The sequence below is a fragment of the Methylobacterium sp. PvR107 genome (assembly GCF_017833295.1).
In the GTDB taxonomy this organism is placed as follows: domain Bacteria; phylum Pseudomonadota; class Alphaproteobacteria; order Rhizobiales; family Beijerinckiaceae; genus Methylobacterium.
In genome coordinates this window covers 3,850,919-3,876,547 of sequence record NZ_JAFIBW010000001.1, presented here as the reverse complement: position 1 = coordinate 3,876,547, position 25,629 = coordinate 3,850,919, and the positions used below count along the sequence as shown (strand labels likewise).

Below are 25,629 nucleotides of genomic sequence, written 5' to 3'. Positions count from 1 at the left end.
GCCTAACCCGAACGGTGACGGCGCGACCTGACACCCGGCACATCAGCCGGAATCGGGGCGTGAAGACCTGAACTCCCGCGCGCGACGCAGGTCGCGTTCCCTGGACGAAGCCGAATGGCGCCAAAAGACGGCGCCGCGCCAAGGACCCCACGTCCCATGCCAGCCGACGATGCCGTAGCCACGCGTCTGCCCGCGCAGGTCCCGCCGCCCCTCGTCCCGGGCCTGCGCGGCCTCCTGACCCTCGCGGTCGGCGTCGTCCTGATCGCGGCGCTCTATTTCGGGCGTGAGGTGTTCGTCCCCCTCGTGCTGGCCGTCCTGCTCAGCTTCGTCCTGGCTCCGGTGGTCAACCTGCTGCGCCGGCTGCGCCTCGGCCGCATCCTGTCGGTCATCGTCGCCGTGCTGCTCGCCCTCGGGGTCATCGGCGGCATCGGGACGATCATCGGCACCCAGGTCGCCGGCCTTGCCGGCAACCTGCCCCAGTACCAGGCCACCGTGCAGAAGAAGGTGGCGGGCCTGCAGCAGGGCTGGCTCGGCGACGCGAACCGCATCCTCCAGAAGTTCAACCACCAGGTGCACGACGCGACCCAGAAGGCCGACGCCGCAGGCACGACCGCCGCGACCGGACCGGCGGGCGAGACGCCCAAGGCGCAGCTCGTGCGGGTCGAGGAGCCCGAGCCCTCGCCCCTGGCGCTGGCCGAGAAGGTGCTCGGCCCCATCGTCTCGCCGTTGACCGACGTCGGCATCGTCCTCGTCGTCGTGGTGTTCCTGCTCCTGCAGCGGGAGGACCTGCGCAACCGCATGATCCGCCTGTTCGGGTCGAGCGACCTGCACCGCACGACGGTGGCCATGGACGACGCGGCGGGCCGGCTCGGCACCTACTTCCTGGCCCAGCTCGGCATGAACGCCGCCTTCGGGGTCATCGTCGGGGTCGGCCTCTGGTTCATCGGGGTGCCCAACCCGCTGCTGTGGGGCGTGTTCTCGGCGATCATGCGCTTCATCCCCTATATCGGCGCCGTCGCCTCCGGGGTCCTTCCCGTGGCCCTGGCGGCCGCGGTCGACCCGGGCTGGACGATGGTGATCGCGACCGCGGCGCTGTTCTTGGTCGCCGAGCCGATCTTCGGACAGGTGATCGAGCCGCTGCTCTACGGCCATTCCACCGGCCTCTCGCCTTTCGCGGTGATCGTCTCGACCCTGTTCTGGGGCTTCCTGTGGGGGCCCATCGGCCTGATCCTGGCCACTCCGTTCACCGTCTGCCTCGTGGTGCTCGGCCGGCACGTGGACAGCCTGGAGTTCTTCGATGTCCTGCTCGGCGACCGGCCGCCGCTGACGCCGGTCGAGAACTTCTACCAGCGCATGCTGGCGGGCGACCCGGACGAAGTCCGCGACGTCGCCGAGGCCATGCTGAAGGAGCGCTCCCTGTCCTCGTACTACGATGAGGTGGCGCTGAAAGGTCTGCAACTCGCCGCCAACGACTTTGCCAGAGGGGTCGTGACGCCGGCGCAACTCGACAACATCCGCGCCTCGGCCCGCTCGCTGGTGGATGATTTCGAGGACCATCCCGACGCGGAACCCCAAGGGGACGACAAGAAGGTCAATCCGGGGGAGACGCCGACCCTGGCCGAGCGGACCCATCCCAAGACCGAGGCCGTACCGGGCCAGGCGCCGTCCCGCGACTCCCTGCCCGAGGCGTGGCGCGGGGACGCCCCTGTCCTTTGCGTGGCCGGGCGCGGCCCCCTCGACGAGGCCTCCTCGGCGATGCTGGCCCAGTTGCTGCGCAAGCACGGCCTCGGGGCGCGGATGACCCCTTACCGGACGGTCGCGCGCGATCGCATCCGCGATCTCGACCTCACCGGCGTCGCAATGGTGTGCATCTCCTACCTCGACATCACCGGGAACCCGGCGCACCTTCGCTACCTGTTGGAGCGGATGAGGCGCCGGGCGCCGGGGGTGCCGGTGCTGGTTGGCCTCTGGCCGGCGGGCGAGCGGGTGCTCAGCGACGCCGCACTCGGCCGGGAAGTCGGGGCGAACGCCTACGTCTCCTCGCTCCGCGACGCCGTCGAGGCATGCCTGAGGGAAGCGGACAGTTCAAACCACGGCCCGGCCGTCCGGCCGGCCCTCGCGGTCGCCGGTTGACGGACCAACACGGGTTGGCTCGCAAACGTCACCCTGGTTGCCACCCACCCTACCGATCCGTTGCGAAGGGGTCGCCGGCGCACGGCGGGTTCAGCCTGGGGGAGGCCGGTCTGTATCTTCGAAACGGCGGTCGAGCGCGCTTGCGAGTTGCGACAGCAGATCGCTCACCACGGCCGGCGGCAGGAGGCGTTCCACATCGTCGCCGCCGGCCGTCCGGAGGCTGACCGCGACCGTGTCGCCGCCGTCGACGACCTCGACCAACCGGACCGACGTTGCCGCGAGCACGCGGACGGGTTCGCTTTCACGCAAGACGGCCCCTCCTGTCGGGCAGGACGGATGCCGGCCATTTCGTGGCCTCAGGCCGGCTGCCGGTCGTCCTGCAACCCGAGCTGCGCGACCAGGACCGTTCCACCACGGCCCCGAGCTTCCAAGGGTAGGCGTCCAAGGGCACAGGCCCTGTGTCCGTTCACCGGCCTTCGGGTTGAGCGGGCCCGAGTCCAGTTGAATGCTTGCCGCCGGCTGCCCGCCCCGTAGGACCTCCTGATCACAGGTCATTCAAGCCATGTCGTGCAACGGGGCCGGCTTGCGTCCGTCCGGCAGGATTTCCTGGAAATGGTCGAGCACCATTTCGGCGGTGAACGGCTCGCCGGATGAAGCGCGCCCGCTCAGGCATGTCGCCAGGTCCCGGATGCGCTTGGCCCGAGGCGACGGCGATGGCGATGCGCGGCCACAGCCGCGCTGTCTCGCGGGCTACTGCGAGGCCGTTGCAGGTGCCGGGCATCTGAACGTCGGTGAACAGCAGCACGATCAAGGCGTGCTCCCGCGCCAGGAGCGCCATGGCCTTGCCGCCGTCGCTGGCCTCGAAAGTGTGAAATTCGGCATCCCCCAGGATGTCCATCGCGTCCGTGCACATGAAGCCGTCGTCATCGACGACGAGAGCGTAGGGCACGGAGGGATCGGTCGGGTCGGTCATCGCCACTTGGGTCCCGAACCGTGCAAACGGGTCCGTATTCTCGGGGAGTGGCTATCGATGGGCTCCGGGCGGGGCTTCCTGCGCGGCCACGGCGCAAGGACGTTGACCACGTCAAAGTGGTCGAAGTTGATAAGGGCGACGATCAGCAAAGGTGTCGGCATCGACTGTTCGCGGCCAGCCAACCATCATCCCATTACAAAAGGCCGCCCATTTAACTGGGCGGCCCCATTACTTCAGGCTGCTGCAGTGCGAAACATTGAGGTCCGAAAACGGATCTTCGGGGCGGCTATCACTCAGCTATGCGCCAGCACCGCCAGCAACAGCAGGGCGATGATGTTGGTGATCTTGATCGCCGGGTTCACCGCAGGGCCGGCGGTGTCCTTGTAGGGGTCGCCGACCGTGTCGCCGGTCACGGCCGCCTTGTGGGCGTCCGAGCCCTTGCCGCCGTGATGGCCGTCCTCGATGTACTTCTTGGCGTTGTCCCAGGCGCCGCCGCCGGAGGTCATCGAGATCGCCACGTAGAGGCCGGTGAGGATCACGCCGAGCAGGCTCGCGCCCACCGTGGCGAAGGCCTGGTTCTTGCCCGCGATCAGCTGGATCACGAAGAACAGGACGATCGGCGACAGCACCGGCAGCAGCGACGGGACGATCATCTCCTTGATCGCCGCGCGGGTCAGCATGTCGACTGCCCGGCCGTAATCCGGCCGGTCCGTGCCCTGCATGATCCCGGGCTTCTCCCGGAACTGGCGGCGCACCTCCTCCACGACCGCGCCCGCCGCGCGCCCGACCGCCGTCATGGCAATGCCGGCGAACAGGAACGGGATCAGGCCGCCGAGCAGCAGGCCGACCACGACGTAGGGGTTGGACAGGGAGAAATCGACGCTGACGCCCTGGAAGAAGCGGTACTGCGTCGGACTCGCATTGGCGATGAAGTAGTTCAGGTCCGACGTGTAGGCGGCAAACAGCACCAGCGCGCCGAGGCCGGCCGAGCCGATCGCGTAGCCCTTGGTGACCGCCTTGGTGGTGTTGCCGACCGCGTCGAGGGCATCGGTCGACTTGCGCACGTCCGGGGGCAGGCCCGCCATCTCGGCGATGCCGCCGGCATTGTCGGTGACCGGCCCGAAGGCGTCGAGCGCCACGATGAAGCCCGCCAGCGCCAGCATCGCGGTCACCGCGATGGCGATGCCGAACAGACCGGCCAACGCATAGGTGCTGATGATGCCGCCCACGATTACCAGGGCCGGCAGGGCCGTGGATTCGAGGGAGATCGCCAGCCCCTGGATAACGTTGGTGCCGTGGCCGGTCACCGACGCGTCGGCGATCGACTTCACCGGGCGGTAGTTGGTGCCGGTGTAGTACTCGGTGATCACCACGATCAGCGCCGTGATGGCCAGCCCGATGACTGCGCAGCCGAACAGGCCCGCCGAGGTGAAGGTGACGCCCGTCGAGGTCGTGAAGGACGTGGCGAAGCCGCCGAGCAGCGTCATGTTGACGAGGGCGATGGCCGCGACCGAGAGCACGCCGGCCGTGACCAGACCCTTGTAGAGGGCGCCCATGATCGACTGGTTGGCGCCGAGCCGCACCGCGAAGGTGCCGGCGATCGACGTGACGATGCAGGCCGCGCCGATGGCCAGCGGATAGAGCATCATCGGCTCCAGCACGTCTCGGCCGCTGCCGGTGGGGCCGGAGAAGAAGATCGCGGCCAGCACCATGGTGGCGACGATCGTGACCGCGTAGGTCTCGAACAGGTCGGCCGCCATGCCGGCGCAGTCGCCGACATTGTCGCCGACATTGTCGGCGATGGTGGCGGGGTTGCGCGGATCGTCCTCCGGGATCCCGGCCTCGACCTTGCCGACGAGATCGCCGCCGACATCCGCTCCCTTGGTGAAGATGCCGCCGCCGAGACGCGCGAAGATCGAGATCAGCGAGGCGCCGAAGCCCAGAGCCACCAGCGCGTCGATCACCTCGCGGCTCGACGGGTCGAGATGGGCGCCGCGGGTGAGGTAGAGGTAGTAGAGGGCGACGCCGAGCAGCGCGAGGCCGGCGACCAGCATGCCGGTCACCGCACCGGACTTGAAAGCCATGTCGAGGCCCCCGCCGAGCGAGGTCGAGGCGGCCTGGGCGGTGCGAACGTTGGCCCGGACCGAGACGTTCATGCCGATGAAGCCCGCCGCGCCCGAGAGAACGGCACCGATCAGGAAGCCGATGGCGACCTTGATCCCGAGGAACACGGCGAGCAGCACGAACAGCACCACGCCGACGAGGCCGATGGTCATGTATTGCCGCCGCAGATAGGCCTGCGCACCCTCCGCGATGGCCGCGGCGATCTCCTGCATGCGCTGGGTTCCGGCGTCGCGCCGCATCAAGTCGAGGATCGTGACGATGCCGTAGGCGACGGCGCAGAGCCCGCCCAAGATGATCAGAACCAAGGGAATCATTCGACCGTCCTTGTTATTATCGTGCCTGGCGTGGGCTTGTGCTTGTCGAGCTTGACCGCCGGAGGACGGCCATGGGACGCGGTGCTCGGATCCAGGGCTTTCCTTCCCAGAACAATGCCTTGATTGCCAAACTTCGCTGGAGAGCGCAAACGCCGAGTTTGGCGTTGCTTGCAGTGCAGCGCGCGAATGCTGCATCGCGAAACCGCTGAGCCGGCGCATTATTGTGCATCATCGGATCGGCCAGCCGCGCGCTGAGACGATCACGGGCACTGAAGCGGGACCGGAATTTTCGGCCGTCGGCGGGTGACGCCGTCTCTCCGTCATCACGAGCGCAGCGAAGCAAGGACGGGGATGCCGAAGCGACGGACCGGAAACCGTCTCAGAAGTGGCTGAAGGATCCCGCGGCGAACACACGCGCCGCGCCCGCGCCCATCGCGAATTGGGGCGGGCCGTCGCCGGGCACGACGCTGCCGATGGCCGTGAACGGGACGCCGGCCTCAGCCATCTCGGCTTGAAAAGCCTCGAGCTGTTCCGGCGCCACCGTGCAGAGGATCTCGTAATCGTCACCGCCGGTCAGGACCGCCTCGATCAGACCGGGCTCGGCCGTGATCGCGCGCCGGGCCGGTTCAGAGAGCGGCACGGCGGACCCGTCGATCCGGGCGCTCCGGCCCGCTCCGAGCATCTTGGCGAGATCGCCCGCGAGCCCATCCGAAACGTCCATCGCCGCGGAGGCGTGGCGGCGGATCGCCGATGCCGCCGCAAGGCGCGGCCGTGGATGCAGGTAGCGGTCGGCCAAGTGGGCCCGCAGCGCCGGATCGAGCCCCGCCGACCAGGGCGCCTCCGGCTCCAGGCGCAGCCGCAGGCCGAGCGCCGAATCGCCGATCGTGCCGCTGACGCAGATCCGGTCGCCGATCCGCGCCGTATGGCGCCGGACGATCCCGCCGGCCGGCACCTCGCCGATCAGGGTCACGCTGATCAGCGCCGGCCCGCCCGAGCGCACCGTGTCGCCGCCGAGGAGCGGGCAGCCGGCCTCCGCCGCCGCCGTGCCGAGCCCGGCCGCGAAGCCGGCGAGCCAATCCTCCGTCCAGTCGTCGGGCAGGGCCAGCGTCAGCAGGAAGCCGCGCGGGACCGCGCCCTTGGCGGCGATGTCCGACAGGTTCACGCCGAGCGCCTTATGGGCGATGGAGGCCGGCGGATCGTCCGGGAAGTAGTGGATCCCCGCCACCACCGCGTCGGCGGTGAGGACGAGGTCGTGGCCGGAGGCCGGTGTCAGGGTGGCGGCGTCGTCCCGGAGCCCGTCGGCGCCCGGCCCGGCCAGCGGCGCGAAGTAGCGGGCGATCAGCCCGTCCTCGGAGATTCGGGCCGGGCCGGCCACGGTTCAGGCCTTCTTGGCGGAAGGATTATTGGCGGAAGGCTTCGCGGGAACGGACTGACCGGACAGCGGCTTCGAGGAGCCCGGCTTGCCCGACGCCTTGGCGGCTGTGACCTCGCCCGGCCGGACTTCCCGGGCGAGCCGGTCGAGCACGGCGTTCACGAGGCCCGGCTCGTCGGCCGTGTAGAAGCTGTGGGCGACGTCGACATAGGCCGAGATCGCCGCTCCGACAGGCACGTCGGGGCGGAACATCAGCTCGTAGGCGCCGGCCCGCAGGATCGCGCGGAGCACGATCTCGATGCGCCGCAGCGGCCAGCCCTGGGCGAGCGCCTGATCGAGCTTCGGGTCGATCGCCCGCTGCTCGTCGACGGTGCCGCGCAGGAGGTCGCGGAAGAAGGCGATCTCGGCCTGCGGGTGGGCGATCCCGTCGACCTCCTGGCCGATCCAGAAGGCCTCGAACTCCGCGAGCGCGTCGAGGACTCCCTTGCCGGAGATGTCCATCTCGTAGAGCGCCTGCACCACGGCGAGGCGGGCGCCGCTGCGCAGGCTGATCTTGGCGGTGCCGGCGGTGTTCTCGGGTGTCCCGGTCATTGGCGTATCCGTCATCGCGGGCGGGCGGGCTCGGCCGCGCGCTTCAGGGCGAGCACGCCGAGCGCCGCCTCGGCCGCGCCGCCGCCCTTGTTCATCTCGGCGACCCGGGCGCGGGCGAGCGCCTGCGCCTCGGTCTCGACGGTGAGGATGCCGTTGCCCAGCGGCACGCGGCGGTCGACCGACAGGTCCATCAGCGCGCGGGCGCTCTCGCCGGCGACGATGTCGTAATGGCCGGTCTCGCCGCGGATCACGCAGCCGAGCGCCACCACGGCATCGTAGGATCCCGTGTCGAGCAGGATCGCCACCGTGGCGGGGATCTCAAGGGCGCCCGGCACCGTCACCACGGTGGCCTGCGCGCCGGCCGCTTCGATCGCCGCCAGGGCGCCGGCCAGGAGCTCGTCGGCGATCGCGTCGTAGTAGCGCGCCTCGACGACGAGGATCCGGGCGCCGGCCAGCGCCGGATCGGTGAGCTTGGGCGCCGAATCGGCGCGGGTATGGGCGACCATGGCTCTCGTCCGGCCGGGTTTTCGGAGGCTGGCGGATCGCACGACGGGCGCCCGCATGGGGGGAGGACGGTTAGACTGAAGCGGCCGGCGCCACAAGCGGCGCGCGTGCGGGTGGGGAATGCGGCCCGCAGGAGCGCCGCTTGTGGCGCCTCCCGGCACTACCCCACCAGCGGCGGCAGCGGCGCGGATGCCCCGTCGGGCAAGGCCGTGCGGGCGACGTTCATGGACATGGCGAGAAGGGCATAATAGCCGTTGATGCCGGTGAGATCGATCGCCCCCTGCTCGCCGAAGCGCGCCACCACGGCCGCGTAGGTCGGATCGCTGACCGCGCGGTTGCGCATCAGCTCGGTCGAGAACGCGTAGGCCAGGGCCTCGTCGGTGCTCATCGTGTCGGGGCGGCGCCCTTCGGCCAGGGCCTGCGCGGTCTCGGGCGCGACGCCGGCCGTCACGGCGATCGGATGGTGGATCGCCCATTCCACCGGCTGGCTCCACTCCCGGGCCACGATCAGGATCGCGAACTCGCTGATGCGCAGCGGCAAGGCACTGCCGTAGCGCAGGTAGAGCCCCATCCGGCTCGCGCAGAGCATCAGCTCGGGGCTGCGCAGCAGCGGCACGAACGGCCCGAAGACCGGAACGCCGCGCTCGGCCTCGAACGCTGCCGCGGCCGCGGCCTGCGCCTCCGTGAGGCTGTCCACCGGGATCGCCGGCATGCGCTCCGTGCTGGTCTGGTCGCTGGCCATGCGTTTCCACTCCCCTGCCGCGTCCGCGGTACGCGGCGTGCTCTGGATTTCCGGTCCCCGTGCGCCTAGACCGTTGAGGCTCAGCGGCACGACCCGCGCGCCCGGAAGCGGGCTGCGATCCTATAGAACGCCAGCGAGGCTTACGGCTTTGGCCCTCCCCGTCAACGAACGCCGGCGCATCATGCTGCTCACGGGAGCGAGCCGGGGCATCGGCCACGCCACCGTCAAGCGGTTCTCGGCCGCGGGCTGGCGCGTGATCACCTGCTCGCGCCATGCCTTCCCGGAGAACTGCCCCTGGGAGATGGGTCCGGAGGACCATCTCCAGGTCGATCTCTCGGACGCGCAGGACACGATCCGCGCCGTCGAGGAGGTCCGGGGCCGGCTCGCCAGCGAGGGCGGCGTGCTGCACGCGCTGGTCAACAATGCCGGCATCTCGCCCAAGGGACCGGATGGCGAGCGCCTCGGCGCCCTGGCGACCGAGTTCGACGCGTGGCAGCGGGTGTTCCAGGTCAACCTCTTCGCCACGATCCTGCTGGCCCGCGGCCTGCGCGACGAGCTCGCCCGGGCCAGGGGCTCGATCGTCAACGTGACCTCGATCGCGGGCTCGCGCGTCCACCCCTTCGCGGGCGCCGCCTACGGCACGTCCAAGGCGGCGCTGGCCGGCCTGACCCGCGAGATGGCCGCCGATTTCGGGCCGCTGGGCGTGCGGGTGAACGCGATCTCGCCGGGCGAGATCGATACGTCGATCCTGTCGCCCGGCACCGAGAAGCTCGTCGAGCAGATCCCGCAGCGCCGGCTCGGCACGCCGGACGAGGTCGCCAAGGCGATCTACTTCCTGTGCACCGAGGCCTCGTCCTACGTGAACGGCGCCGAGCTCCACATCAACGGCGGCCAGCACGTTTGACCAGGGCGCGCATCGCCGAAGCGGGGCGCGGTCCGGCCCCGATGGGCCTGCGCCGGGCGCTCGTTCTCGGCCTGCTGCTCTGCGGGGCGCCGGTGGCCGCCGCGCGGGCGGAGCCCGGGATCCGGATCCTCGACCTGCCGTTCAAGGTGCGCGCCCTGCGCGGCCCGCGCAGCGAGGCCGCCGTCTCGGTGGCGACCTCCGGGCTGCTGCCGATCGCCGGCGCGAAGGTGAGCCAGCAGGCCGGCGACGAGGAGAGCGCGCCGATCGCCGTGGTCTGGGGCGAGGACGGCGGTGCCGTGCTGTCCCTTTCCGAGGGAACCGTGAGCGTCCGCCCGATCGGCCGCGACGCGGTCGAGGGGCTGACCGCCGCCGAGACGCCGCGCGGCGCCCTGCCGGGCTCGCGCCGGGCGCTGTCCGGCCCCTTGAGCGCCTATCTCACCGGGCGCACCCGCGGGCCGGACGGCGGCGAGGCGGCGGCCGTCCTGACCATCCGCGAGCGCCAGCCGATGGCGGTCAGCACCGATCCGAAGCCCGTCCCGGTGACCACCGCGACGGTTCCGGCGGGGGGCGACGCGGTGTTCGCGCCGCTGCGGCCGCGCCTGCTCCGCCTCGCGGATCGTCCGGCGCTGCTGGCCTCCACCCGCTCGGGCGCGGAGACCGGCGGGCTCGCGCTGATCGAGCGCCCGGCCGGTGAGGCGGGCGTGGCCTGGGCGGTCGCGGCACGCACGCCGCCGCAACCCGGACCGCCCCTGAAGATCGCCGGCATCGCCGACTTCTCCGGTTCGGGCGCCCTCCAGGCCGCGACGGTCAACGCCCGCGGCCGGCTCCAGCTCTGGACGCTGCTGCCCGACCGGATCGAGGCCTCCGGCGCGGCCGAGGGCTACGCGGCCGGGGACGGCGATTCCGATCTCGGCCTGACAGCACCGGCCGGCGGCGCGCCCGAGCTGGTCCTGCCCGTGGCGGGCCGCGCCGAGATCGCCCTGGTCTCGGCGAAGGGGTCCCTGCACGAGCGCCTGCGCGTGCCGCTCCCGGCCCCCGCCGAGACCGGTATCGTGGTCCTGGGCGAGGGCGCGGCGGCGCGGCTGCTGGTCGGCCTCGCCGACGGCCGGGTGGCGGTCGTCGCGCCCGATGGGGGAAAACCATGACGGCGGACGTCCAGGCCGACAGCCGCCTGTTCCCGGCGCGTCCCTTCGTGGGCGCCTCGATCGCGGTGATCCGCGACGCGCGCGTCCTGCTGGCGGCCCGCGCCAACGAGCCGATGCGCGGCGTCTGGACGCTGCCGGGCGGCCTCGTGGAGGCGGGCGAGGCGCTGGCCGAGGCGGCGCTGCGTGAATTGTCCGAGGAAGTCGGCCTGACCGCCGAGGTGGTCGGCGTGCTCTCGCCCACCGAGATCATCATCCGGGACGAGGCCGGCCGCGCCCGGCACCACTACGTCGTGCACCCGCACGCCGCCGTGTGGCGCGGCGGCGAGCCGGTGGCCGGACCCGAAGCCCTCGGCACCCGGTGGGCGACGCTCGCCGAGGTCGCCACCCTGCCGACGACGCCGGGCCTGGTCGAGACCCTGCAGGAGGCGTTCGCGCGGGTCCGGGACCGCGATCCGGCCCGCGACGGAACGGTGACGGCGTGAGGCGCGCCGCCACGATCCTGTGCCTGCTGGCGGCGCTCGCCGCCGATGCCGCGCCGGCGCTGGCGCAGCAGCGCTCCGGCCGCCCGGCGGCGTCCGCCACCAAGGACGCCAAGGATGCGCCCAAGGAGGCGAACGCCCCCGCCGATACGCCGGCCCCCTACGACCGCGACCTGATGCGCCTGTCCGAGATCATCGGGGCGCTGGCCTTCCTGCGTGGCCTCTGCAGCGCTCCGGATGCCGCGGATTGGCCGGCCCGCATGAAGGCGCTGATCGAATCCGAGGGCGTGACCCCCGCCCGCCGCGACCGTCTGGCCGGCGCCTACAACCGCGGCTACCGCGGCTACGCGCTGACCTACCGGGTCTGCACGCCGGCCGCCCACGAGGCGGCCGCCCGCTACGTCGCCGAGGGCGACCGGCTGTCGCATGCATTGGCGGGCCGTTTCGGGGGGTGATGCAGGCGCAACACACTGCTCGGGGATGCCGGCGAAGCGTCGGATTTGAGCCCTCGCGTTAACCGATTCGAAATTCCCGGCTGGCCGAGCCGCAGGGACCTGCTTATCATCCATTGTGTCCGCCGGGTCTTGTGCCCGGCGCAATGGAAGTATCGGGCCATGCAGCATATCGCTCACACCGCTCCTCTCGAGGTCGATGTCGAGGAGAAACGTGTCGCGCTGAGTTACGTCTCGGAAGCGTTCGCGGAAGGCTGCCTCGACGGGCTCGACGGTGATTGCATGGCCCAGGCCGCCCTGTTCGCCGCCTTCCAGGAACTGGTCATGACCTACGGTGAGGAAGCCACGGCGCGTTACGCGGAAGGATTCCCGGAGCGCATCCGCGGCGGCGCCTTCACCACGACCCTCCAGCACTGAGGGCCGACATCGCGGACGGTTGAGGCGCGGCGGGCAGCGCCTACCTCCCGCTTCCGCGGTCCGGCATGCCGGACCGCCCCCGCCGTGTGAGGATCAGCCTGCCATGCCCGTCGCCCTGCTGCCGGACCGCGCCCTCGTCGCCGTGACCGGCCCGGACGCCGCCGCGCTCCTTCAGGGCGTGCTGACCTGCAATGTCGAGACTCTGCAGGCCGGCGAGGCGCGCCTCGGCGCCCTGCTGACGCCCCAGGGCAAGATCCTGTTCGACTTCCTCGTGTCGCGGCTGCCGGACGGGTTCCGGTTCGACGTGCAGGCGGACCGGGCGGCCGATCTCGCCAAGCGGCTGTCGCTCTACCGGCTGCGCGCCCAGGTCGCGATCGCCGCCGACCCGACCGTGGCTGTCGCGGCCGCCTGGGACGGGCCCGCACCGGCCGCCGCCGAGGCGGTCGCCGATTCCCGCCACGCCGATCTCGGGGCCCGGCTCTACGCGGCCGAAGGCGCCTTCTCGGCCGACGCCGCGGAGACCGACTACCACGCGCACCGGATCGCGCTGGGCATCCCGGAGGGCGGGCGCGACTACGCGTTCGGCGACGCGTTCCCGCACGAGGCGCTGATGGACCAGCTCGGCGGGATCGACTTCACGAAGGGCTGCTATGTCGGCCAGGAGGTGGTCTCGCGGATGCAGCATCGGGGCACCGCCCGGACCCGCATCCTGACGGCCGCCTACCCGGATGGCGCGCCCGCGCCCGGCGCCGCGATCACGGCCGGCGGCAAGGTTCTGGGCACCACGGGCAGTTCTGCCGGCGGGCACGGCCTCGCCCTGGTCCGGATCGACCGGCTGGTCGACGCGCTCGCCGCCGGGGAGACCCCGCTTGCCGGCGACCGCCCGGCGACGCTGGAGCGGCCCGCCTACGCGACCTTCCCGATGCCGGAGGCCGCCGCCAGCCCGACCGGCTGAGCTGCGATCACGCCGCGGATGCGGCTCCGATCAGGAAAGCCGGCCGCTGAAACCCCGCGACGCCGCCTCCGCTTGAATCCGCCGCCGGTTCCGGCGACACCCGTCCTGGAATAGCTACAAACAGGACCGGGGCGGAAACGATGGGCGTCTACGAGCCCGGCACCGAGGCGGAGGCCGGCGAGATCGTGCGGGCGGCTGCCGGGCGCGGCGAGCGCCTGCGGCTGGTCGGCGGCGGCACCGCCGCCGGGCTCGGCCGGCCCGCGCAGGACAGCGCGACGCTCTCGGCAAAGGCGCTCACCGGCGTGACGCTTTACGAGCCTGCCGAGATGGTGGTGGCGGCCCGGGCCGGCACGCCGCTCGCCGAGGTCGAAGCCTTGCTCGCCTCCCGGGGGCAGATGCTGCCTTTCGAGCCGATGGACCTGCGCGGGCTCTACGGCACCAGCGGCGCGCCGACCCTCGGGGCCGTGGCGGCGATCAACAATGCCGGCCCGCGGCGGATCAATGCCGGGGCGGCCCGGGACAGCCTGATCGGCGTGCGCTTCGTCAACGGGCGGGGCGAGGCGATCAAGTCGGGCGGCCGGGTGATGAAGAACGTCACCGGCCTCGACCTGGTGAAGCTCATGGCCGGCGCCCACGGTACGCTCGGGCTTCTCACCGAGGTGACATTCAAGGTGCTGCCGTCCTGCGAGCGCGTCGCCACGCTGGTCTTCCCGGGTCTCGACGACGCGCGCGGGATCGCGGCCCTGTCGGAGGCCCTGGGCTCGCCCTTCGAGCTGACCGGCGCGGCCCACCTGCCCGCGGGGATCGGCGCACCGCAGGCGCGGACCCTGATGCGCCTCGAAGGTTTTTCGGACTCGATCGACTACCGGACGGGCGAGTTGCGCCGCCTGCTCAAGCGCTACGGGCCGGCGGAGATCCTGGACGGCGAGGCCGGCGCCGCCCTCTGGCGGTCCGTGCGCGATGCCGTGCCGCTGGCCGAACCGCGCGAGGCCGCGCTCTGGCGGATCTCCACCGCGCCGACCCACGGGCCGGCCCTGGCGGCGGCGGTCGCGGCGGAGCGCGACGCGCGCTGGTTCTTCGACTGGGGCGGCGGCCTGATCTGGCTAGCCACCGGCTCCGAGAACGATGCCGGCGCCGCGACCGTGCGCCGGGCGGTGCAGGCCCAGGGCGGCCACGCCACGCTGGTGCGCGCGCCCGATGCCGTGCGTGCCGCCGTTCCGGTGTTCCAGCCCCTGGCCGAGCCGCTGATGCGGCTCACCGCCGGCATCAAGGCGGCGCACGATCCTGCCGGATTGCTCAATCCCGGCCGGATGTACGCGCAGGTTTGAGTTTCATCCCCTCCCCTGGCGATCCCGGTATCGCCATGGGAGGGGACAGGGGTGGGGGTGGCTCAGGATCGAGCGCCACGGTGCCTCTTGCACCACCCCCACCCTCCACTCCTCCCCGCAAGGGGGAGGAGAGCAGGCAGGATGTGACCCGTGCAGACCAACTTCGCCCCCGCCCAGCTCGCCGATCCCGCCATGGCGGCCTCGGAAAAGATCCTGCGGACCTGCGTGCATTGCGGCTTCTGCACGGCGACCTGCCCGACCTACCTGCTGCTCGGCGACGAGCTCGACTCTCCCCGGGGCCGGATCTACCTGATCAAGGACATGCTGGAGGGCGGCAAGCCGGCCTCGCAGGAGGTGGTCAAGCATGTCGACCGCTGCCTGTCCTGCCTGTCCTGCATGACCACCTGCCCGTCGGGCGTGCATTACATGCACCTCGTCGACCACGCCCGGGCGCATATCGAGAAGACCTACGCGCGGCCGACGGGCGACCGGTTCCTGCGCGCCCTGCTCGCCCAGGTCCTGCCCTACCCGAACCGCTTCCGCCTCGCGCTCGTCGCCGCCAAGCTCGGCGCGCCGTTCCGTGGGCTGGTGGGCCGCCTGCCGCGCGTGGGCAACCGCCTCGCCGCCATGCTCGACCTCGCCCCGGCCGGGATGCCGCCCCGCGAGCCGACCAACCGGCCCGGCCGGTTCGCGCCGGCGAACGGACAGGCCGCGAAGCGCGTCGCGCTGCTGCGCGGCTGCGCCCAGAGCGTGCTGCGGCCGGACTTCAACGCGGCGGCGATCCGGCTGCTCAACCGCCACGGGATCGAGGTGGTGCACGCCAACGAAGGCTGCTGCGGGGCGCTGACCCACCACATGGGCAAGGAGCATTCGGCGCACGCCCACGCCAAGCAGACGATCGACGCCTGGGATACCGAGATCGCCAAGGGGCTCGACGCGATCCTGGTGACGGCGTCGGGCTGCGGCACGACGATCAAGGATTACGGCTTCATGTTCCGCGACGACCCGGCCTATGCCGAGAAGGCGCGGCGGGTCTCAGCCTTGGCCAAGGACGTCACCGAGTACGTGGCGCAGCTCGACCTGAAGACGGTCACGGACGCGAGCGACCTCGTGGTGGCTTATCATTCGGCCTGCTCGATGCAGCACGGCCAGGGTATCCGGACCGAGCCGAAAGCTCTCCTCAAGCGCGCCGGCTTCACCGTGAAGGACGTGCCGGAGGGCCATATCTGCTGCGGCTCGGCCGGGACCTACAACATCCTCCAGCCCGAGCTGGCCCTGAAGCTGCGCGCCCGGAAGGTCGCCAATATCGAGCGCGTGCGCCCCGACGTGATCGCCACCGGCAATATCGGCTGCGCGACGCAGATCGGGAAGGGCACCGGCATCCCGATCGTCCACACGGTCGAGCTGCTCGACTGGGCGACCGGCGGCCCGAAGCCGGCGGCCCTGACCGGGGTGGCGCCGCAGCTCGCGGCGGCGGAGTAGAGGCACGACGACGCTTGCACCCGCGCCGGCATTCCGGGGTGCCGAAGGCGAGCCCGGAATCCAGAACCGCTGCCGGTGCCAAACCTGACTGCGTCGGCGCCGCTGGATCCCGGGCCCGGCTGCGCGGTCCCGGGATGACGGGCCGTATGGTATCTCAGCCGTGACAGCCCCGTGACATCTCTTCACGCTTGACCCTTGCCAAATCCGCGCAGCGGTCTGTAATGATACCGACCACTTTCCGGTCCCGCCGGCCGCCGCAACGGCCCGCGGACGTGGCCGAATTCATCGCGAAAACGGTTGCGGTATCGCGGCGGATCCTGTCGGTCCGTCCGGCGGCGACGGGTGTCGCCCGCGATCGGGCAGGTGTCGCACGACGCGGCGGAGATCCTCCGTCGCACCCCAGGAATTCACGGCCGGTTCCCTCCGGCCGAGATCGTTTCGCGAGGTCGGAACCACGATGGACGGACGCACGGCCCAGCATAACGCTGCGCGTGCCCCGGAGGCGCGAGAGGTGCGTCGGTCCGGTCCGTCCCTCGATCCGGCCTGTTTCAACCCCAGGCGCCCAGGGCGCCGAACGGCGGTTGACGGCAATTTCCCCTCGAACCCATCCGCCTCGGCAACGAGGCCGGCACCACGCCCGACAGGTTTGACGTCGGGCGAGGCGCCGCCGGGACCACGGGCACGGAGAACGACGTCGGCCGCCATGCCGAGAGTCCGACATGGCCAACAAAATGCTGATCGACGCGATGCACTCGGAGGAGACCCGAGTCGTCACGGTCCACGGGTCTAGGGTCGAGGAATTCGACTTCGAAGCCGCCAACCGGCGTCAGCTGCGCGGCAACATCTATCTCGCCAAGGTCACCCGGGTGGAGCCGTCGCTCCAGGCGGCCTTCGTCGAGTACGGCGGCAACCGCCACGGCTTCCTGGCCTTCAACGAGATCCACCCCGACTACTACCAGATCCCGCTCGCCGACCGGCAGGCGCTCCTCGAGGAGGAGGCCCGCGATGCCGAGGAGCACCGGGACCGCGAGGAGCGCCGCCGCCGGTCGCCCCGCCGCTCGCGCGGTCGCCGCGCCGAGGCCCGCGCCCGCGGCGCCGACGAGACGGTGAGCGCCGAGGATGCGCAGGAGGACGTGCGCACGGCCGCGCAGTTCGAGGGCGAAGAGGGTGAGGTCGAGGATCGCGCCGAGACGCCCACGGAGGCCGGGATCGCGCCGGCCGGCATGCCCGACACGCTCGCCGAGAACCCCGAGGCGGTGCAGGAGGCGCTCGCCTCCGAGACCGCGGCGGGGGATATCGCCGCGCCGCAGGTCGAGCCGGCGCAAGGCGCCGAGGTCGCCGCCGAAGCCGTCGACCCCGCCCCGATCGCCGCGCAGGCCGACGAATCCGCGACCGACCAGGACAGCCCGGTCGAGCCCGAGGCCCGGATCGCCGTCGCGGAAGCGCTGACCGTGGCCGAGGCGCCGGCCGAGATCGTCGCGGAGGACGCGTCCGAGCCGGTCGCCGACGACGAGGCCGACGAGCCCGCCGACGAGGAGGATGTGGAGGACGACGATTCCGACGACGACGAGGATGAGGACGACGAGGACGAGTCCGACGAGGATGACGACTCGGACGAAGATTCCGACGATCCCGACGCCGAGCCCCGGATCGCCCAGATCGGCGGCAACGGCGACGCGCTGGCCGAGATCCCTGAGCGGCCCCGTCACTACCGCCGCCAGTACAAGATCCAGGAGGTGATCAAGCGCCGCCAGATCATCCTGGTGCAGGTGGTCAAGGAGGAGCGCGGCACGAAGGGTGCGGCGCTCACCACCTACCTGTCGCTGGCCGGCCGCTACTCGGTGCTGATGCCCAACACCGGCCGCGGCGGCGGCATCTCCCGCAAGATCACCTCGGCGGCCGACCGCAAGCGCCTCAAGGAGGTCGTGCAGGATCTGGAGGTGCCCGAGGGGATGGGCGTCATCCTGCGCACGGCCGGCGCCTCGCGCTCCAAGCCCGAGATCGCCCGCGACTTCGAATACCTGATGCGGCTCTGGGAGTCGGTCCGCGAGCTGACGCTGACCTCGATGGCCCCCGCTCTGGTCTACGAGGAGGGCTCGCTGATCAAGCGCGCCATCCGTGACCTGTACAACAAGGATCTGGACGAGGTTCTGGTCGCCGGCGAGGACGCCTACCGCGAGGCCAAGGACTTCATGCGGATGCTGATGCCCGGCCAGTCCAAGGTCGTGAAGCCCTACCGCGACCCGACGCCGATCTTCGCCCGCTTCGGCGTCGAGCAGCAGCTCGACGCGATGTTCTCCACCCACGTCTCGCTGAAGTCCGGCGGCTACCTCGTGATCAACCCGACCGAGGCCCTGGTCTCGATCGACGTGAATTCCGGCCGCGCCACCCGCGAGCACGACATCGAGGACACCGCCCTCAAGACCAACATGGAGGCCGCCGAAGAGGTCGCCCGGCAGCTGCGCCTGCGCGACCTCGCGGGCCTGATCGTGATCGACTTCATCGACATGGAGGAGAAGCGGAACAACCGCGCCGTCGAGAAGAAGCTCAACGAGTGCCTGAAGAACGACCGCGCCCGCATCCAGGTGGGCCGGATCTCGCCCTTCGGCCTCATGGAGATGAGCCGCCAGCGCATCCGCACCGGCGTGCTGGAATCCTCCTCGATCCCCTGCGCCCATTGCGGCGGCTCGGGCTTCGTGCGCGCCACCGCCTCGGTGGCCTTGCACATCCTGCGCTCGATCGAGGAGGCGCTGCTCAAATCGGCCTCCCACAACCTCGTCCTGCGCACCCGCACCGAGGTCGCCCTCTACATCCTCAACCAGAAGCGCGGGCACCTGCGCGAGCTGGAGGTGCGCTTCGGCGTCACCATCACGATCGCGGCCGACGAGCGCCTGGCGGCCACCGCCGCCTTCCAGCTCGACCGCGGCGAGCCGGCCCAGCGGGCGGAGGGTCCGGTGACGGGCGTGCGCGCCCAGGCGATCTCGCCCACCACCGAGTTCGAGGATGAGGACGAGGAGGCCGACGAGGTCGAGGCCGAGGCTGAATCCGAGGGCGAGGCCGAGGACGGTCAGGCCGAGACCCGTGAGGACGCGGCGCGCGAGGAAGGCGACGGCCGGCGTCGCCGTCGGCGGCGGCGGCGGCGCGGCGGTCGCCAGGATGGCCGCACCGATGACGGCCGCTCCGAGGAGGATCGCCAGACCGGCGAGCGCTCGGAGGACGACGGGCCGGACGAGGAGTGGGACGGCGAGGAGCCGGTTGCCGACGAGCGGTCCGAGCCGGCCGTTTCCGCTGTCGCGGCCGAGGCTGGCGATGCCGAGGAGGCCGTCGCCGGACCGGACGAGGCGGCCCGCGCGGACGACGAGGGCGGACGCCGCCGTCGCCGGGGGCGCCGCGGTGGACGTGGACGCGGCGAGGGCCGCGGCCGCGAAGCCGCCGAGCAGGATGAGGCTCCGGAGGCGGCCGGCGAAGCGGTCCCGCTGCTCACCGAGGAGCCGGTGAGCGCGCAGGCCGTCGCCGAGGCGGTCGAGGCCGTGCCGGCGGCGAACCGCCACGAGCCTGCGGTGGACCTGCCGGTGGCGTCCGCGCCCGAAATCGCCACACCGGAGGCGGAGGAGGCCGCCGAGGTTGCGGCCGAATCGGCCCCGGAGCGTGCGCCTGAACCCGTCGCGGTCGTGCTGACGCCCCCGTCTGATCCGGACCGGCCCAAGCGCGCCGGCTGGTGGTCCCGCACCAAGGCGGCGCTGACGGGCGAGTAATCTCAGGTGCCCCTGGACTAGATCAGTTCGGGGGCACCATAATCGTGCCCGGCAACGTGAGCGTTCTGCTGCATCCGCCATTCTGGTCATGCGCGGAGATTCGCCTCATCTTTCACCATTGGTTGAAGATTCCGTGCGAGTGTTCCGCCGATTAGAGTGTCGGAGGAAACCGCATGTTCAGTTTGCGCCGGCAGCGTCACAGCCAGGACGCGGCCATATCCCCGGTGAAGGCGATCGCCGCGACCGAGGTGCCGGCGGCTGCCCCTGCCGAAACCAGCCCTCGCCCCGTGGCCGCCCCGGCCGTCGATCGCGAATGGCTGACCCTTCTGGCCCGTCTGTCCGCTTCGGCCTCGGATGCCGGGACCTCGATCGGCTGGATGACGCACGACGCCTCCGGCACCGCCGAGCAGGCTCGGCTGATCGCCGCCGCCAGCGAGGAACTCGCCGCGACCACGGGTGAGATCGCGGCCCGCTCCTCGTCAGCAGCCGAGACCGCCGAGGCGGCCCGGGCCGGAATCGCCACCTGCGTCGGCGACCTTCATCGCGCCACCGACGGCATGCGCGGGATCGAGGAAGGCACCGAGGAGATCGGCGGCCGGCTCGACAGCTTCTCGGCTGCGGCCCTGCGGATCGAGGAGATGGCCGGCACCATCGCGGCGATCTCGGCGCAGACCAACCTGCTGGCGCTGAATGCCACGATCGAGGCCGCCCGGGCCGGCGAGGCGGGCCGCGGCTTCGCGGTCGTCGCCGCCGAGGTCAAAACGCTGTCGGCGCAGACCGCCAAGGCGACGGACGAGATCCGCGCGCGCGTGAACGGCCTGCGCGAGGAGATGGCCGCGATGCAGGCGGCCGTCACGCGCAGCCGCAACGCGGTCGAGGCCGGCGCCGCCGCCATGGTGCGGGCCAATGCCCGCGTCGAGACGGAGAGCGGCGCCGTGGCGAATGTCGCCGCGCAGATGCGCGAGGCCTCGGAGATCCTGGGCCAGCAGATCCTGGCGACGGGCGACATCGCCCGCAATGTCGGCCGGATCGCCGAGGGCACCGACAAGGCGCGGCGGGAAATCGGCGACGCTCTGGCTCAGCTCGAGCAGATCGAGGATCTCGGCCGGACCCTGCTCGACCGGCAGAAGGCGGAGGCCGTGGACGATCGCGTGGCCCGCATCCCGGCCGATTGCGCCGCCTGGCGCCGCGCCATCGCGGCGACCCTGGTGGGGATGCGCTCGGCGGACAACCCGCCGGCGGGCGTCGCTGCCGACCCGACGCGGCCGGCCGCCCTGGAAGCGCCCCTGACGCGAGCCCGCGAGCAGGCGGCAGCCCTGATCCGCCACGTGCGCGCACATGCCTGGAACGAAGCCACCACGGCCTTCGTCGCCTTCGAGGCGGCGATCAAGGACGCCCGCGCGGCCGTGGCTTAGCCCGTTTCATAGGGTTCACGTTCGAACGCTTCGGTTGCGGTATGCCTTCCGTCATCGTGAGCGCAGCGAAGACGGCGGGGCCGCCTCGACCGAAGGCTTAGAACGTCGTCATTTCACGCCTCGATCAGACGATCGAGGCGCATGCGGGTGATCTGCGCGACCTCGTCCAGCGCAGTCGCCGCCTCGGCCGCCGGATCCCGCCCGAGCCGCGCTTCGAACACCGACAGGATCTCGGCCCGGCTCCGGCCGCGCACCGCGATGATGAACGGGAAGCCGAACCGCGCGCGATAGGCGGCGTTCAGCCGGTCGAAGGCCGCCGCCTCGGCGTCGGTCATGCGGTCGAGCCCGGCGCCGCCCTGCTCGTTCGCCGAATCCGCCGTCAGGCTGCGCGCCCGCGCCTCAGGCCCGGCGAGCTCCGGATGGCCGTTGAGGAAGGCGCGCTGCGTCTCCGCGGGGACCGCGCGGACCGCCCGCATCATCGATGCGTGCAGGGCCGCGACGCTGGCGAAGGGCCGCTCGTGCCAGGCGGCCCATGCCACCCAGGCGGCATGCTCGAACACGCCCCCGAGGAGGCCCACGAAGGCGTCCTGGTCCATCCGGTTGACGGCGGCGAGATCGGGCACCGGCCTCAGCTGCCGCGATAGGTGGTGAAGCTGCCGGGCGCACAGAGCATCGGCACGTGATAATGCTGCTTCGGGTCGAAGATCGCGAAGCGCACCACGGGATTGTCGATGAAGATATCGGCCTCGTCGGTGCCGGGGCGGCCCCGGAAATAGTCGTCGACGTGGAAGGCCAACTCGTACTGGCCGGCCCTGGCCTCGCTCGCCGCCAGGATCGGCGCGTCGGTCCGGCCGTCCACGTTGGTCGTCACGGTCTTCACCAGCCGCCACGTCTCGCCCTCCAGCACGGAGAAGTCGATCCGGACCCCGGCGGCGGGGCGCCCGCGATCGGTGTCGAGGACGTGGGTCGAGATGCCGGCCATGGCGACGTTGTCCTGAGAAGCGGGAATCGGGACGGGGTCAGCTGCCGCGATAGTAGGAATAGCCCCAGGGCGTGAACAGCACCGGCAGGTGGTAGCGCTGGCCGGCGTCGCGGATCCGGAAGCGGATCGGCACGCGGCTCAGGAAGTTGGGGCTCGGCAGGGTGACGCCCAGCGCCGCGAAATATGCCTCCACGTGCATCAGCAGCTCATACTGGCCGGCCTTGAGGGCGTCGTCCACGAGGAGCGGCTCGGGCGGCCGGCCATTGGCGGCGGTGGTGACGGTCTTGATCGGCCGGTAGGTGTCGCCGTCGCGCACAGACAGGTCGCAGACCATCCCGGCACCCGGCGTACCGTGGAAATTGTCGATGGCGTGCAGCGTCAGGCGCGGGCCGAGGCCCGCCTGCGAGACCGGGCCGGCGGTGAGCGTCCCGGGCTTGCCCGGCACCGCCTGCGCCTGGGCGTGCGCGACGCTCCCGGACGCGGCGGCCGCGACGCCGCCAAGGCCGAGTGCCGCGAGGCTTCGACGGGTCAGGACAAGGGGCTCCGCGTCTGGCGCCTGCCGCTCCGAGGGCGGCGGGCGATGGATCAGCGATGGTACAGGTGACATGGGACTGCGCTCAACCGCGCGCCGCAGCGGCGGCCGGAGGGCCCTGCACCGGAAGCTCCCGACAGATCGGCCCCATCCCGCACGCTCCCCCGTTCACCAGACCGGGGATGACGCAAGGGTCGCGCCAGGGCCGGCGCGCTCAACCGGCGCGCGCCCGGCGCCGCGGCCTCACCAGCGGCCTTCCGCTTGGCGCCTGCGGAGCGCGCGCTCCTCCTCGCTCGGGGGCTTGGTGGCGAAGCTGCCGGTCTGAACCGCACCACCCTGCGCGAACGCCGCGAAGTGGACGCCGTTCGGCGCGTGCGCCTGCTCGATCGGCGTCCACGAGCGGGCTGTCGCCGGATCGTCCGCGTACCAGCGCTTGCCGCGGCCGAGCATGACCGGGAAGGTGATCAGCACGATCTGATCGATGAGCCCGGCCGGGAGCAGGGCCGGGTACAGCAGGCTGCTGCCCTGGATGAGGAGATCGGGACCGTCGCTGTCCTTGAGGCCCGCGACCGCCGCGACCGGATCGCCGACGAGACGGTGGCTGTTGTTCCAGTCCAGCGCCCGGTCGGACGACGTCACGACATGCTTGCGCACGGCATTGAAGGTCGCCCCGATCGGCTGGTCGCCGTTGTGCGGCCAGTAGGCGGCGAAGATCTCGTAGGTCCGCCGTCCGAGCAGCAATTCATATTCGCCTCCGAGCAGCCGTCCCATCGGGCCGTCGAGGGCGCCGTCGAAGTACGGGAAGGTCCAGCCGCCGTGCCGGAACCCGGTCTGATCCTCCTCCGGCCCACCCGGTGCCTGGATCACGCCGTCGAGCGACTGGAACAGCGAGCCGGTGATCCTACGCATCGGCGGCACCTCCGCGGAGCGCCGCTTCGATCCGGGCGATGTCGATCTTGCGCATGGTCATCATCGCCTCGAACGCGCGCCGCGCCGCTTCCCTGTCGGGATCGCTGTTGGCGCGCAGGAGCGCGCGCGGCGTGATCTGCCAGGAGAAGCCCCAGCGGTCCCGGCACCAGCCGCACTGGCTCTCTTCCCCGCCGTTGCCCACGATGGCGTCCCAGTAGCGGTCGGTCTCCGCCTGATCCTCGGTCAGCACCATGAAGCTGACTGCCTGGTTGGGCTTGAAGGCGGGTCCGCCGTTCAGGCCGACGAACGGACGGCCGAGCACGGTGAACGAGACCGTGAGTTCGGCGCCCGCCGACCCGCTCGGGTAATCCGACGGGGCGTTCATGGGGGCGCCGACATGGCTGTCCGGGAAGGTGTCGGCGTAGAATTGCGCGGCCCTGCGGGCCTCGCCGTGGTCGAACCACAGGCAGGTCGTCAGCTTCACGCTCGTCATCACGGGTTCCCCTCACGCTGCCTTGCGCGGGCCGGCGAGGCCGAGCCTGTTGCCCGCCGGATCGGCGATGTTGGCCGAGTAGCTGCCGCCGGGGATCGGGTCGGGCCCCTGGAGCACCGAGCCGCCCGACTCCCGGACCGTCGCGAGTGCGGCGTCGATGTCGGCGACGTGGATATACCAGTTCCACCGTGCCGGGGCGCCGGTCGCCGCGCTCGACATCACCGCGCCGGGGCGCAGGTCGCCCCGGCCGATGAAGGCGTACTCGCCCATCGCGCCCATCGGCAGGGAACCGAGCTTCTCCCAGCCGAACAGCGCGCCGTAGAACGCGAAGGCGCCGGCGGGATCGGGGGTCGCGAGCTCAATCCACACGCCGTGGCCGACGGTCGGCTCGGTCCCGAGCGGCACCGGCCCGAAGGCCCGGCTCTCCGCAGGGCTCGACGCCGCCATGAGGGCGAAGACCACGTCCTGCGGATCGCTCACCATCGCGAAGCGGCCGACATGGGGGATGTCGACGGGCCCGAACCGGATCCGGCCGCCGAGTTCCACGACCCTCGCGGCAGCGGCGTCGACGTCGCGGGTCGCCAGATAGACCGCCCATCCGGGGAACCCCGGTGCCTCCGGCATCGTCCGCCGGATCCCCGCCACGGGCCGCCCGTCCGCCTCGCCGATCCGGTAGCCGCCGTGCTCGGGCCTGGGCGACGGCACGACACGCCAGCCCGCGACCGCCTCGTAGAAAGCCTGAGCCGCATCCGGCTCGCCGGCGCTCAATTCGAACCAGACGGGTGTTCCCTCGGCAACGGGCATCGGGCGTATTCCTCCGTGTGGGCGAGCCTGTCGGCCGCATCGCGGCGACTCTACCGGCCCCGCTTTGCGCAGGCTGGCAGTCTCGGTTAGACAAAGCAACTATGAAGTTAGAAAAAATAACTGCCGCCGGATCGACCCCGCGGGAGCGCCGCCATGACGACAGCTGCGGCACCGCCCTCGCGCTGGAATTCATCGGCGAGCGCTGGTCGCTCCTGATCATGCGCGAGCTCGTGTTCGGCCCGCGCCGCTTCGGCGAGATCCGGGTGAACCTGCCCGGCATCAGCGCCAACGTGCTGACGCAGCGCCTGGAGAGCCTGGAGGAGGCCGGCATCGTCCTGCGCGACCGGCTGCCGTCGCCCGCCAGCATCCAGGTCTACGACCTCTCGGACTGGGGTCGTGACGCTGCCCCGCTGATGCGCGCCATGGGACGCTGGGCGGCGCGCTCTCCGCGGCACGACCGGGGCCTGTTCATGTCGGCGGCGTCGGCCATGATGTCGCTCCAGGCCCTGGTCGATCCGGAGCGGGCCGCGTCGCTGGCCGTGTCGGCCGGATTTCACTTCCCCGGCGAGGACTTCGTCGGGACGGTAGCGGGCGGTGCGGTCCGCGTGCGTCGCGGCGTCATGGAGGCCCCAGACCTCGCCTTCACGGGCGATACCCTGGCGCTGCGCCGGACGATCTACGGCAAGGCGCCCCTCGTCCGGGACGGCGCCGGCGGCACGCTCGCCTTCGCGGGCGAGGCCGGTCTGGCGTGCGCCTTCGTCGACCTGTTCGCGCTGCCGGCCCGGACAGGCTGAACGGCGGCCTCACCGGTCGCGTCGGCGGCG

Annotated in this window: 25 protein-coding genes; 12 read left to right on the top strand and 13 right to left on the bottom strand. The window is 71.6% G+C overall.

Features of this window, described 5'->3' with window-relative positions:
* The first annotated feature begins 156 nt into the window (after nucleotides 1-156).
* Nucleotides 157-2,133: an AI-2E family transporter gene (locus JOE48_RS18200; protein ID WP_210031908.1), complete on the top strand. Its 1,977-nt coding sequence runs from the start codon at nucleotides 157-159 to the stop codon at nucleotides 2,131-2,133.
* 90 nt (nucleotides 2,134-2,223) lie between these two features.
* Here JOE48_RS18200 and JOE48_RS18195 read toward each other — a convergent pair whose 3' ends face one another.
* From JOE48_RS18195 to JOE48_RS18165, 7 genes are all read right to left on the bottom strand, one after another.
* Complete coding sequence (locus tag JOE48_RS18195) at nucleotides 2,224-2,442, bottom strand: hypothetical protein (protein ID WP_210031907.1); 219 nt, start codon at nucleotides 2,440-2,442, stop codon at nucleotides 2,224-2,226.
* A 235-nt stretch (nucleotides 2,443-2,677) separates the two neighbouring features.
* Nucleotides 2,678-3,106, bottom strand: coding sequence for a response regulator (locus tag JOE48_RS18190; RefSeq protein ID WP_245253384.1), 429 nt, complete (start codon nucleotides 3,104-3,106; stop codon nucleotides 2,678-2,680).
* A 293-nt stretch (nucleotides 3,107-3,399) separates the two neighbouring features.
* Nucleotides 3,400-5,544 (bottom strand): sodium-translocating pyrophosphatase, encoded by a 2,145-nt coding sequence (locus JOE48_RS18185; protein ID WP_210031906.1) that lies wholly within the window; start codon nucleotides 5,542-5,544, stop codon nucleotides 3,400-3,402.
* 379 nt (nucleotides 5,545-5,923) lie between these two features.
* Nucleotides 5,924-6,919, bottom strand: a complete 996-nt coding sequence (gene thiL, locus JOE48_RS18180) for a thiamine-phosphate kinase (protein WP_210031905.1) — start codon at nucleotides 6,917-6,919, stop codon at nucleotides 5,924-5,926.
* 3 nt (nucleotides 6,920-6,922) lie between these two features.
* Nucleotides 6,923-7,507 carry a transcription antitermination factor NusB gene (gene nusB, locus JOE48_RS18175; RefSeq protein WP_210031904.1) on the bottom strand — a complete coding sequence of 195 codons (585 nt, stop codon included), beginning with the start codon at nucleotides 7,505-7,507 and terminating at the stop codon, nucleotides 6,923-6,925.
* An 11-nt stretch (nucleotides 7,508-7,518) separates the two neighbouring features.
* The gene (gene ribH / locus JOE48_RS18170; protein ID WP_210031903.1) at nucleotides 7,519-8,013 is read right to left on the bottom strand and encodes a 6,7-dimethyl-8-ribityllumazine synthase; all 495 of its coding nucleotides are present in this window, start codon (nucleotides 8,011-8,013) and stop codon (nucleotides 7,519-7,521) included.
* A 158-nt stretch (nucleotides 8,014-8,171) separates the two neighbouring features.
* On the bottom strand, nucleotides 8,172-8,753 hold the full coding sequence (locus JOE48_RS18165; protein ID WP_210031902.1) for a carboxymuconolactone decarboxylase family protein: 582 nt from the start codon (nucleotides 8,751-8,753) through the stop codon (nucleotides 8,172-8,174).
* 181 nt (nucleotides 8,754-8,934) lie between these two features.
* On the opposite strand from JOE48_RS18165, the gene JOE48_RS18160 reads away from it, so the two are divergent.
* From JOE48_RS18160 to JOE48_RS18115, 10 genes are all read left to right on the top strand, one after another.
* Nucleotides 8,935-9,657, top strand: a complete 723-nt coding sequence (locus tag JOE48_RS18160; protein ID WP_210031901.1) for an SDR family NAD(P)-dependent oxidoreductase — start codon at nucleotides 8,935-8,937, stop codon at nucleotides 9,655-9,657.
* 41 nt (nucleotides 9,658-9,698) lie between these two features.
* A complete protein-coding gene (locus tag JOE48_RS18155) occupies nucleotides 9,699-10,802 on the top strand; it encodes a hypothetical protein (protein WP_210035878.1) in 1,104 nt (367 codons plus the stop codon).
* Complete coding sequence (locus JOE48_RS18150) at nucleotides 10,799-11,284, top strand: NUDIX hydrolase (RefSeq protein ID WP_210031899.1); 486 nt, start codon at nucleotides 10,799-10,801, stop codon at nucleotides 11,282-11,284. Before JOE48_RS18155 ends, JOE48_RS18150 begins: the two co-directional genes overlap by 4 nt.
* Nucleotides 11,281-11,736, top strand: a complete 456-nt coding sequence (locus JOE48_RS18145) for a TIGR02301 family protein (RefSeq protein ID WP_210031897.1) — start codon at nucleotides 11,281-11,283, stop codon at nucleotides 11,734-11,736. The genes JOE48_RS18150 and JOE48_RS18145 overlap by 4 nt, the downstream gene beginning before the upstream one ends.
* A 159-nt stretch (nucleotides 11,737-11,895) precedes the next feature.
* The gene (locus JOE48_RS18140) at nucleotides 11,896-12,150 is read left to right on the top strand and encodes a hypothetical protein (protein ID WP_210031895.1); all 255 of its coding nucleotides are present in this window, start codon (nucleotides 11,896-11,898) and stop codon (nucleotides 12,148-12,150) included.
* Between the two features lie 103 nt (nucleotides 12,151-12,253).
* Complete coding sequence (locus JOE48_RS18135; RefSeq protein ID WP_210031894.1) at nucleotides 12,254-13,105, top strand: folate-binding protein YgfZ; 852 nt, start codon at nucleotides 12,254-12,256, stop codon at nucleotides 13,103-13,105.
* A 140-nt stretch (nucleotides 13,106-13,245) separates the two neighbouring features.
* A complete protein-coding gene (locus JOE48_RS18130; RefSeq protein WP_210031893.1) occupies nucleotides 13,246-14,433 on the top strand; it encodes an FAD-binding protein in 1,188 nt (395 codons plus the stop codon).
* A 150-nt stretch (nucleotides 14,434-14,583) separates the two neighbouring features.
* Nucleotides 14,584-15,915 carry a glycolate oxidase subunit GlcF gene (gene glcF / locus JOE48_RS18125; protein WP_210031892.1) on the top strand — a complete coding sequence of 444 codons (1,332 nt, stop codon included), beginning with the start codon at nucleotides 14,584-14,586 and terminating at the stop codon, nucleotides 15,913-15,915.
* A 719-nt stretch (nucleotides 15,916-16,634) separates the two neighbouring features.
* Nucleotides 16,635-19,670: a ribonuclease E/G gene (locus tag JOE48_RS18120; protein WP_210031891.1), complete on the top strand. Its 3,036-nt coding sequence runs from the start codon at nucleotides 16,635-16,637 to the stop codon at nucleotides 19,668-19,670.
* Between the two features lie 173 nt (nucleotides 19,671-19,843).
* Nucleotides 19,844-21,085 (top strand): methyl-accepting chemotaxis protein, encoded by a 1,242-nt coding sequence (locus JOE48_RS18115; protein WP_210031890.1) that lies wholly within the window; start codon nucleotides 19,844-19,846, stop codon nucleotides 21,083-21,085.
* A 113-nt stretch (nucleotides 21,086-21,198) separates the two neighbouring features.
* Here the strand turns inward: JOE48_RS18115 and uraD are convergent, their stop codons facing one another.
* The 6 genes from uraD to JOE48_RS18085 form a co-directional block, all read right to left on the bottom strand.
* The gene (gene uraD, locus JOE48_RS18110) at nucleotides 21,199-21,708 is read right to left on the bottom strand and encodes a 2-oxo-4-hydroxy-4-carboxy-5-ureidoimidazoline decarboxylase (protein WP_210031889.1); all 510 of its coding nucleotides are present in this window, start codon (nucleotides 21,706-21,708) and stop codon (nucleotides 21,199-21,201) included.
* Nucleotides 21,709-21,713: 5 nt separating this feature from the next.
* The gene (gene uraH / locus JOE48_RS18105) at nucleotides 21,714-22,067 is read right to left on the bottom strand and encodes a hydroxyisourate hydrolase (RefSeq protein WP_210031888.1); all 354 of its coding nucleotides are present in this window, start codon (nucleotides 22,065-22,067) and stop codon (nucleotides 21,714-21,716) included.
* Between the two features lie 37 nt (nucleotides 22,068-22,104).
* A complete protein-coding gene (gene uraH, locus JOE48_RS18100; RefSeq protein WP_210031886.1) occupies nucleotides 22,105-22,674 on the bottom strand; it encodes a hydroxyisourate hydrolase in 570 nt (189 codons plus the stop codon).
* A gap of 168 nt (nucleotides 22,675-22,842) precedes the next feature.
* Entirely contained in the window at nucleotides 22,843-23,508 is a 666-nt protein-coding gene (locus JOE48_RS18095; protein WP_210031885.1) for a dihydrofolate reductase family protein, read from the bottom strand.
* On the bottom strand, nucleotides 23,501-24,001 hold the full coding sequence (locus JOE48_RS18090) for a VOC family protein (RefSeq protein ID WP_210031883.1): 501 nt from the start codon (nucleotides 23,999-24,001) through the stop codon (nucleotides 23,501-23,503). Before JOE48_RS18090 ends, JOE48_RS18095 begins: the two co-directional genes overlap by 8 nt.
* A gap of 12 nt (nucleotides 24,002-24,013) precedes the next feature.
* Nucleotides 24,014-24,805: a VOC family protein gene (locus JOE48_RS18085; RefSeq protein ID WP_210031882.1), complete on the bottom strand. Its 792-nt coding sequence runs from the start codon at nucleotides 24,803-24,805 to the stop codon at nucleotides 24,014-24,016.
* Nucleotides 24,806-24,906: 101 nt separating this feature from the next.
* On the opposite strand from JOE48_RS18085, the gene JOE48_RS18080 reads away from it, so the two are divergent.
* Nucleotides 24,907-25,599 carry a winged helix-turn-helix transcriptional regulator gene (locus tag JOE48_RS18080; protein ID WP_210031881.1) on the top strand — a complete coding sequence of 231 codons (693 nt, stop codon included), beginning with the start codon at nucleotides 24,907-24,909 and terminating at the stop codon, nucleotides 25,597-25,599.
* Nucleotides 25,600-25,629: the final 30 nt, after the last annotated feature.

Excerpts from the sequence above, each read along its gene's own strand:
- uraH (WP_210031886.1), bottom strand. The coding sequence starts at position 22,674 with ATGTCACCTGTACCATCGCTGATCCATCGCCCGCCGCCCTCGGAGCGG.
- nusB (WP_210031904.1), bottom strand. The coding sequence starts at position 7,507 with ATGACCGGGACACCCGAGAACACCGCCGGCACCGCCAAGATCAGCCTG.
- JOE48_RS18090 (WP_210031883.1), bottom strand. The coding sequence starts at position 24,001 with ATGACGAGCGTGAAGCTGACGACCTGCCTGTGGTTCGACCACGGCGAG.
- JOE48_RS18135 (WP_210031894.1), top strand. The coding sequence starts at position 12,254 with ATGCCCGTCGCCCTGCTGCCGGACCGCGCCCTCGTCGCCGTGACCGGC.
- JOE48_RS18130 (WP_210031893.1), top strand. The coding sequence starts at position 13,246 with ATGGGCGTCTACGAGCCCGGCACCGAGGCGGAGGCCGGCGAGATCGTG.
- JOE48_RS18080 (WP_210031881.1), top strand. The coding sequence starts at position 24,907 with ATGAAGTTAGAAAAAATAACTGCCGCCGGATCGACCCCGCGGGAGCGC.
- JOE48_RS18190 (WP_245253384.1), bottom strand. The coding sequence starts at position 3,106 with ATGACCGACCCGACCGATCCCTCCGTGCCCTACGCTCTCGTCGTCGAT.
- JOE48_RS18185 (WP_210031906.1), bottom strand. The coding sequence starts at position 5,544 with ATGATTCCCTTGGTTCTGATCATCTTGGGCGGGCTCTGCGCCGTCGCC.
- JOE48_RS18115 (WP_210031890.1), top strand. The coding sequence starts at position 19,844 with ATGTTCAGTTTGCGCCGGCAGCGTCACAGCCAGGACGCGGCCATATCC.
- JOE48_RS18140 (WP_210031895.1), top strand. The coding sequence starts at position 11,896 with ATGCAGCATATCGCTCACACCGCTCCTCTCGAGGTCGATGTCGAGGAG.
- JOE48_RS18095 (WP_210031885.1), bottom strand. The coding sequence starts at position 23,508 with ATGCGTAGGATCACCGGCTCGCTGTTCCAGTCGCTCGACGGCGTGATC.
- uraH (WP_210031888.1), bottom strand. The coding sequence starts at position 22,067 with ATGGCCGGCATCTCGACCCACGTCCTCGACACCGATCGCGGGCGCCCC.
- JOE48_RS18155 (WP_210035878.1), top strand. The coding sequence starts at position 9,699 with ATGGGCCTGCGCCGGGCGCTCGTTCTCGGCCTGCTGCTCTGCGGGGCG.
- JOE48_RS18085 (WP_210031882.1), bottom strand. The coding sequence starts at position 24,805 with ATGCCCGTTGCCGAGGGAACACCCGTCTGGTTCGAATTGAGCGCCGGC.
- JOE48_RS18200 (WP_210031908.1), top strand. The coding sequence starts at position 157 with ATGCCAGCCGACGATGCCGTAGCCACGCGTCTGCCCGCGCAGGTCCCG.
- JOE48_RS18120 (WP_210031891.1), top strand. The coding sequence starts at position 16,635 with ATGGCCAACAAAATGCTGATCGACGCGATGCACTCGGAGGAGACCCGA.
- JOE48_RS18160 (WP_210031901.1), top strand. The coding sequence starts at position 8,935 with ATGCTGCTCACGGGAGCGAGCCGGGGCATCGGCCACGCCACCGTCAAG.
- JOE48_RS18150 (WP_210031899.1), top strand. The coding sequence starts at position 10,799 with ATGACGGCGGACGTCCAGGCCGACAGCCGCCTGTTCCCGGCGCGTCCC.
- ribH (WP_210031903.1), bottom strand. The coding sequence starts at position 8,013 with ATGGTCGCCCATACCCGCGCCGATTCGGCGCCCAAGCTCACCGATCCG.
- JOE48_RS18165 (WP_210031902.1), bottom strand. The coding sequence starts at position 8,753 with ATGGCCAGCGACCAGACCAGCACGGAGCGCATGCCGGCGATCCCGGTG.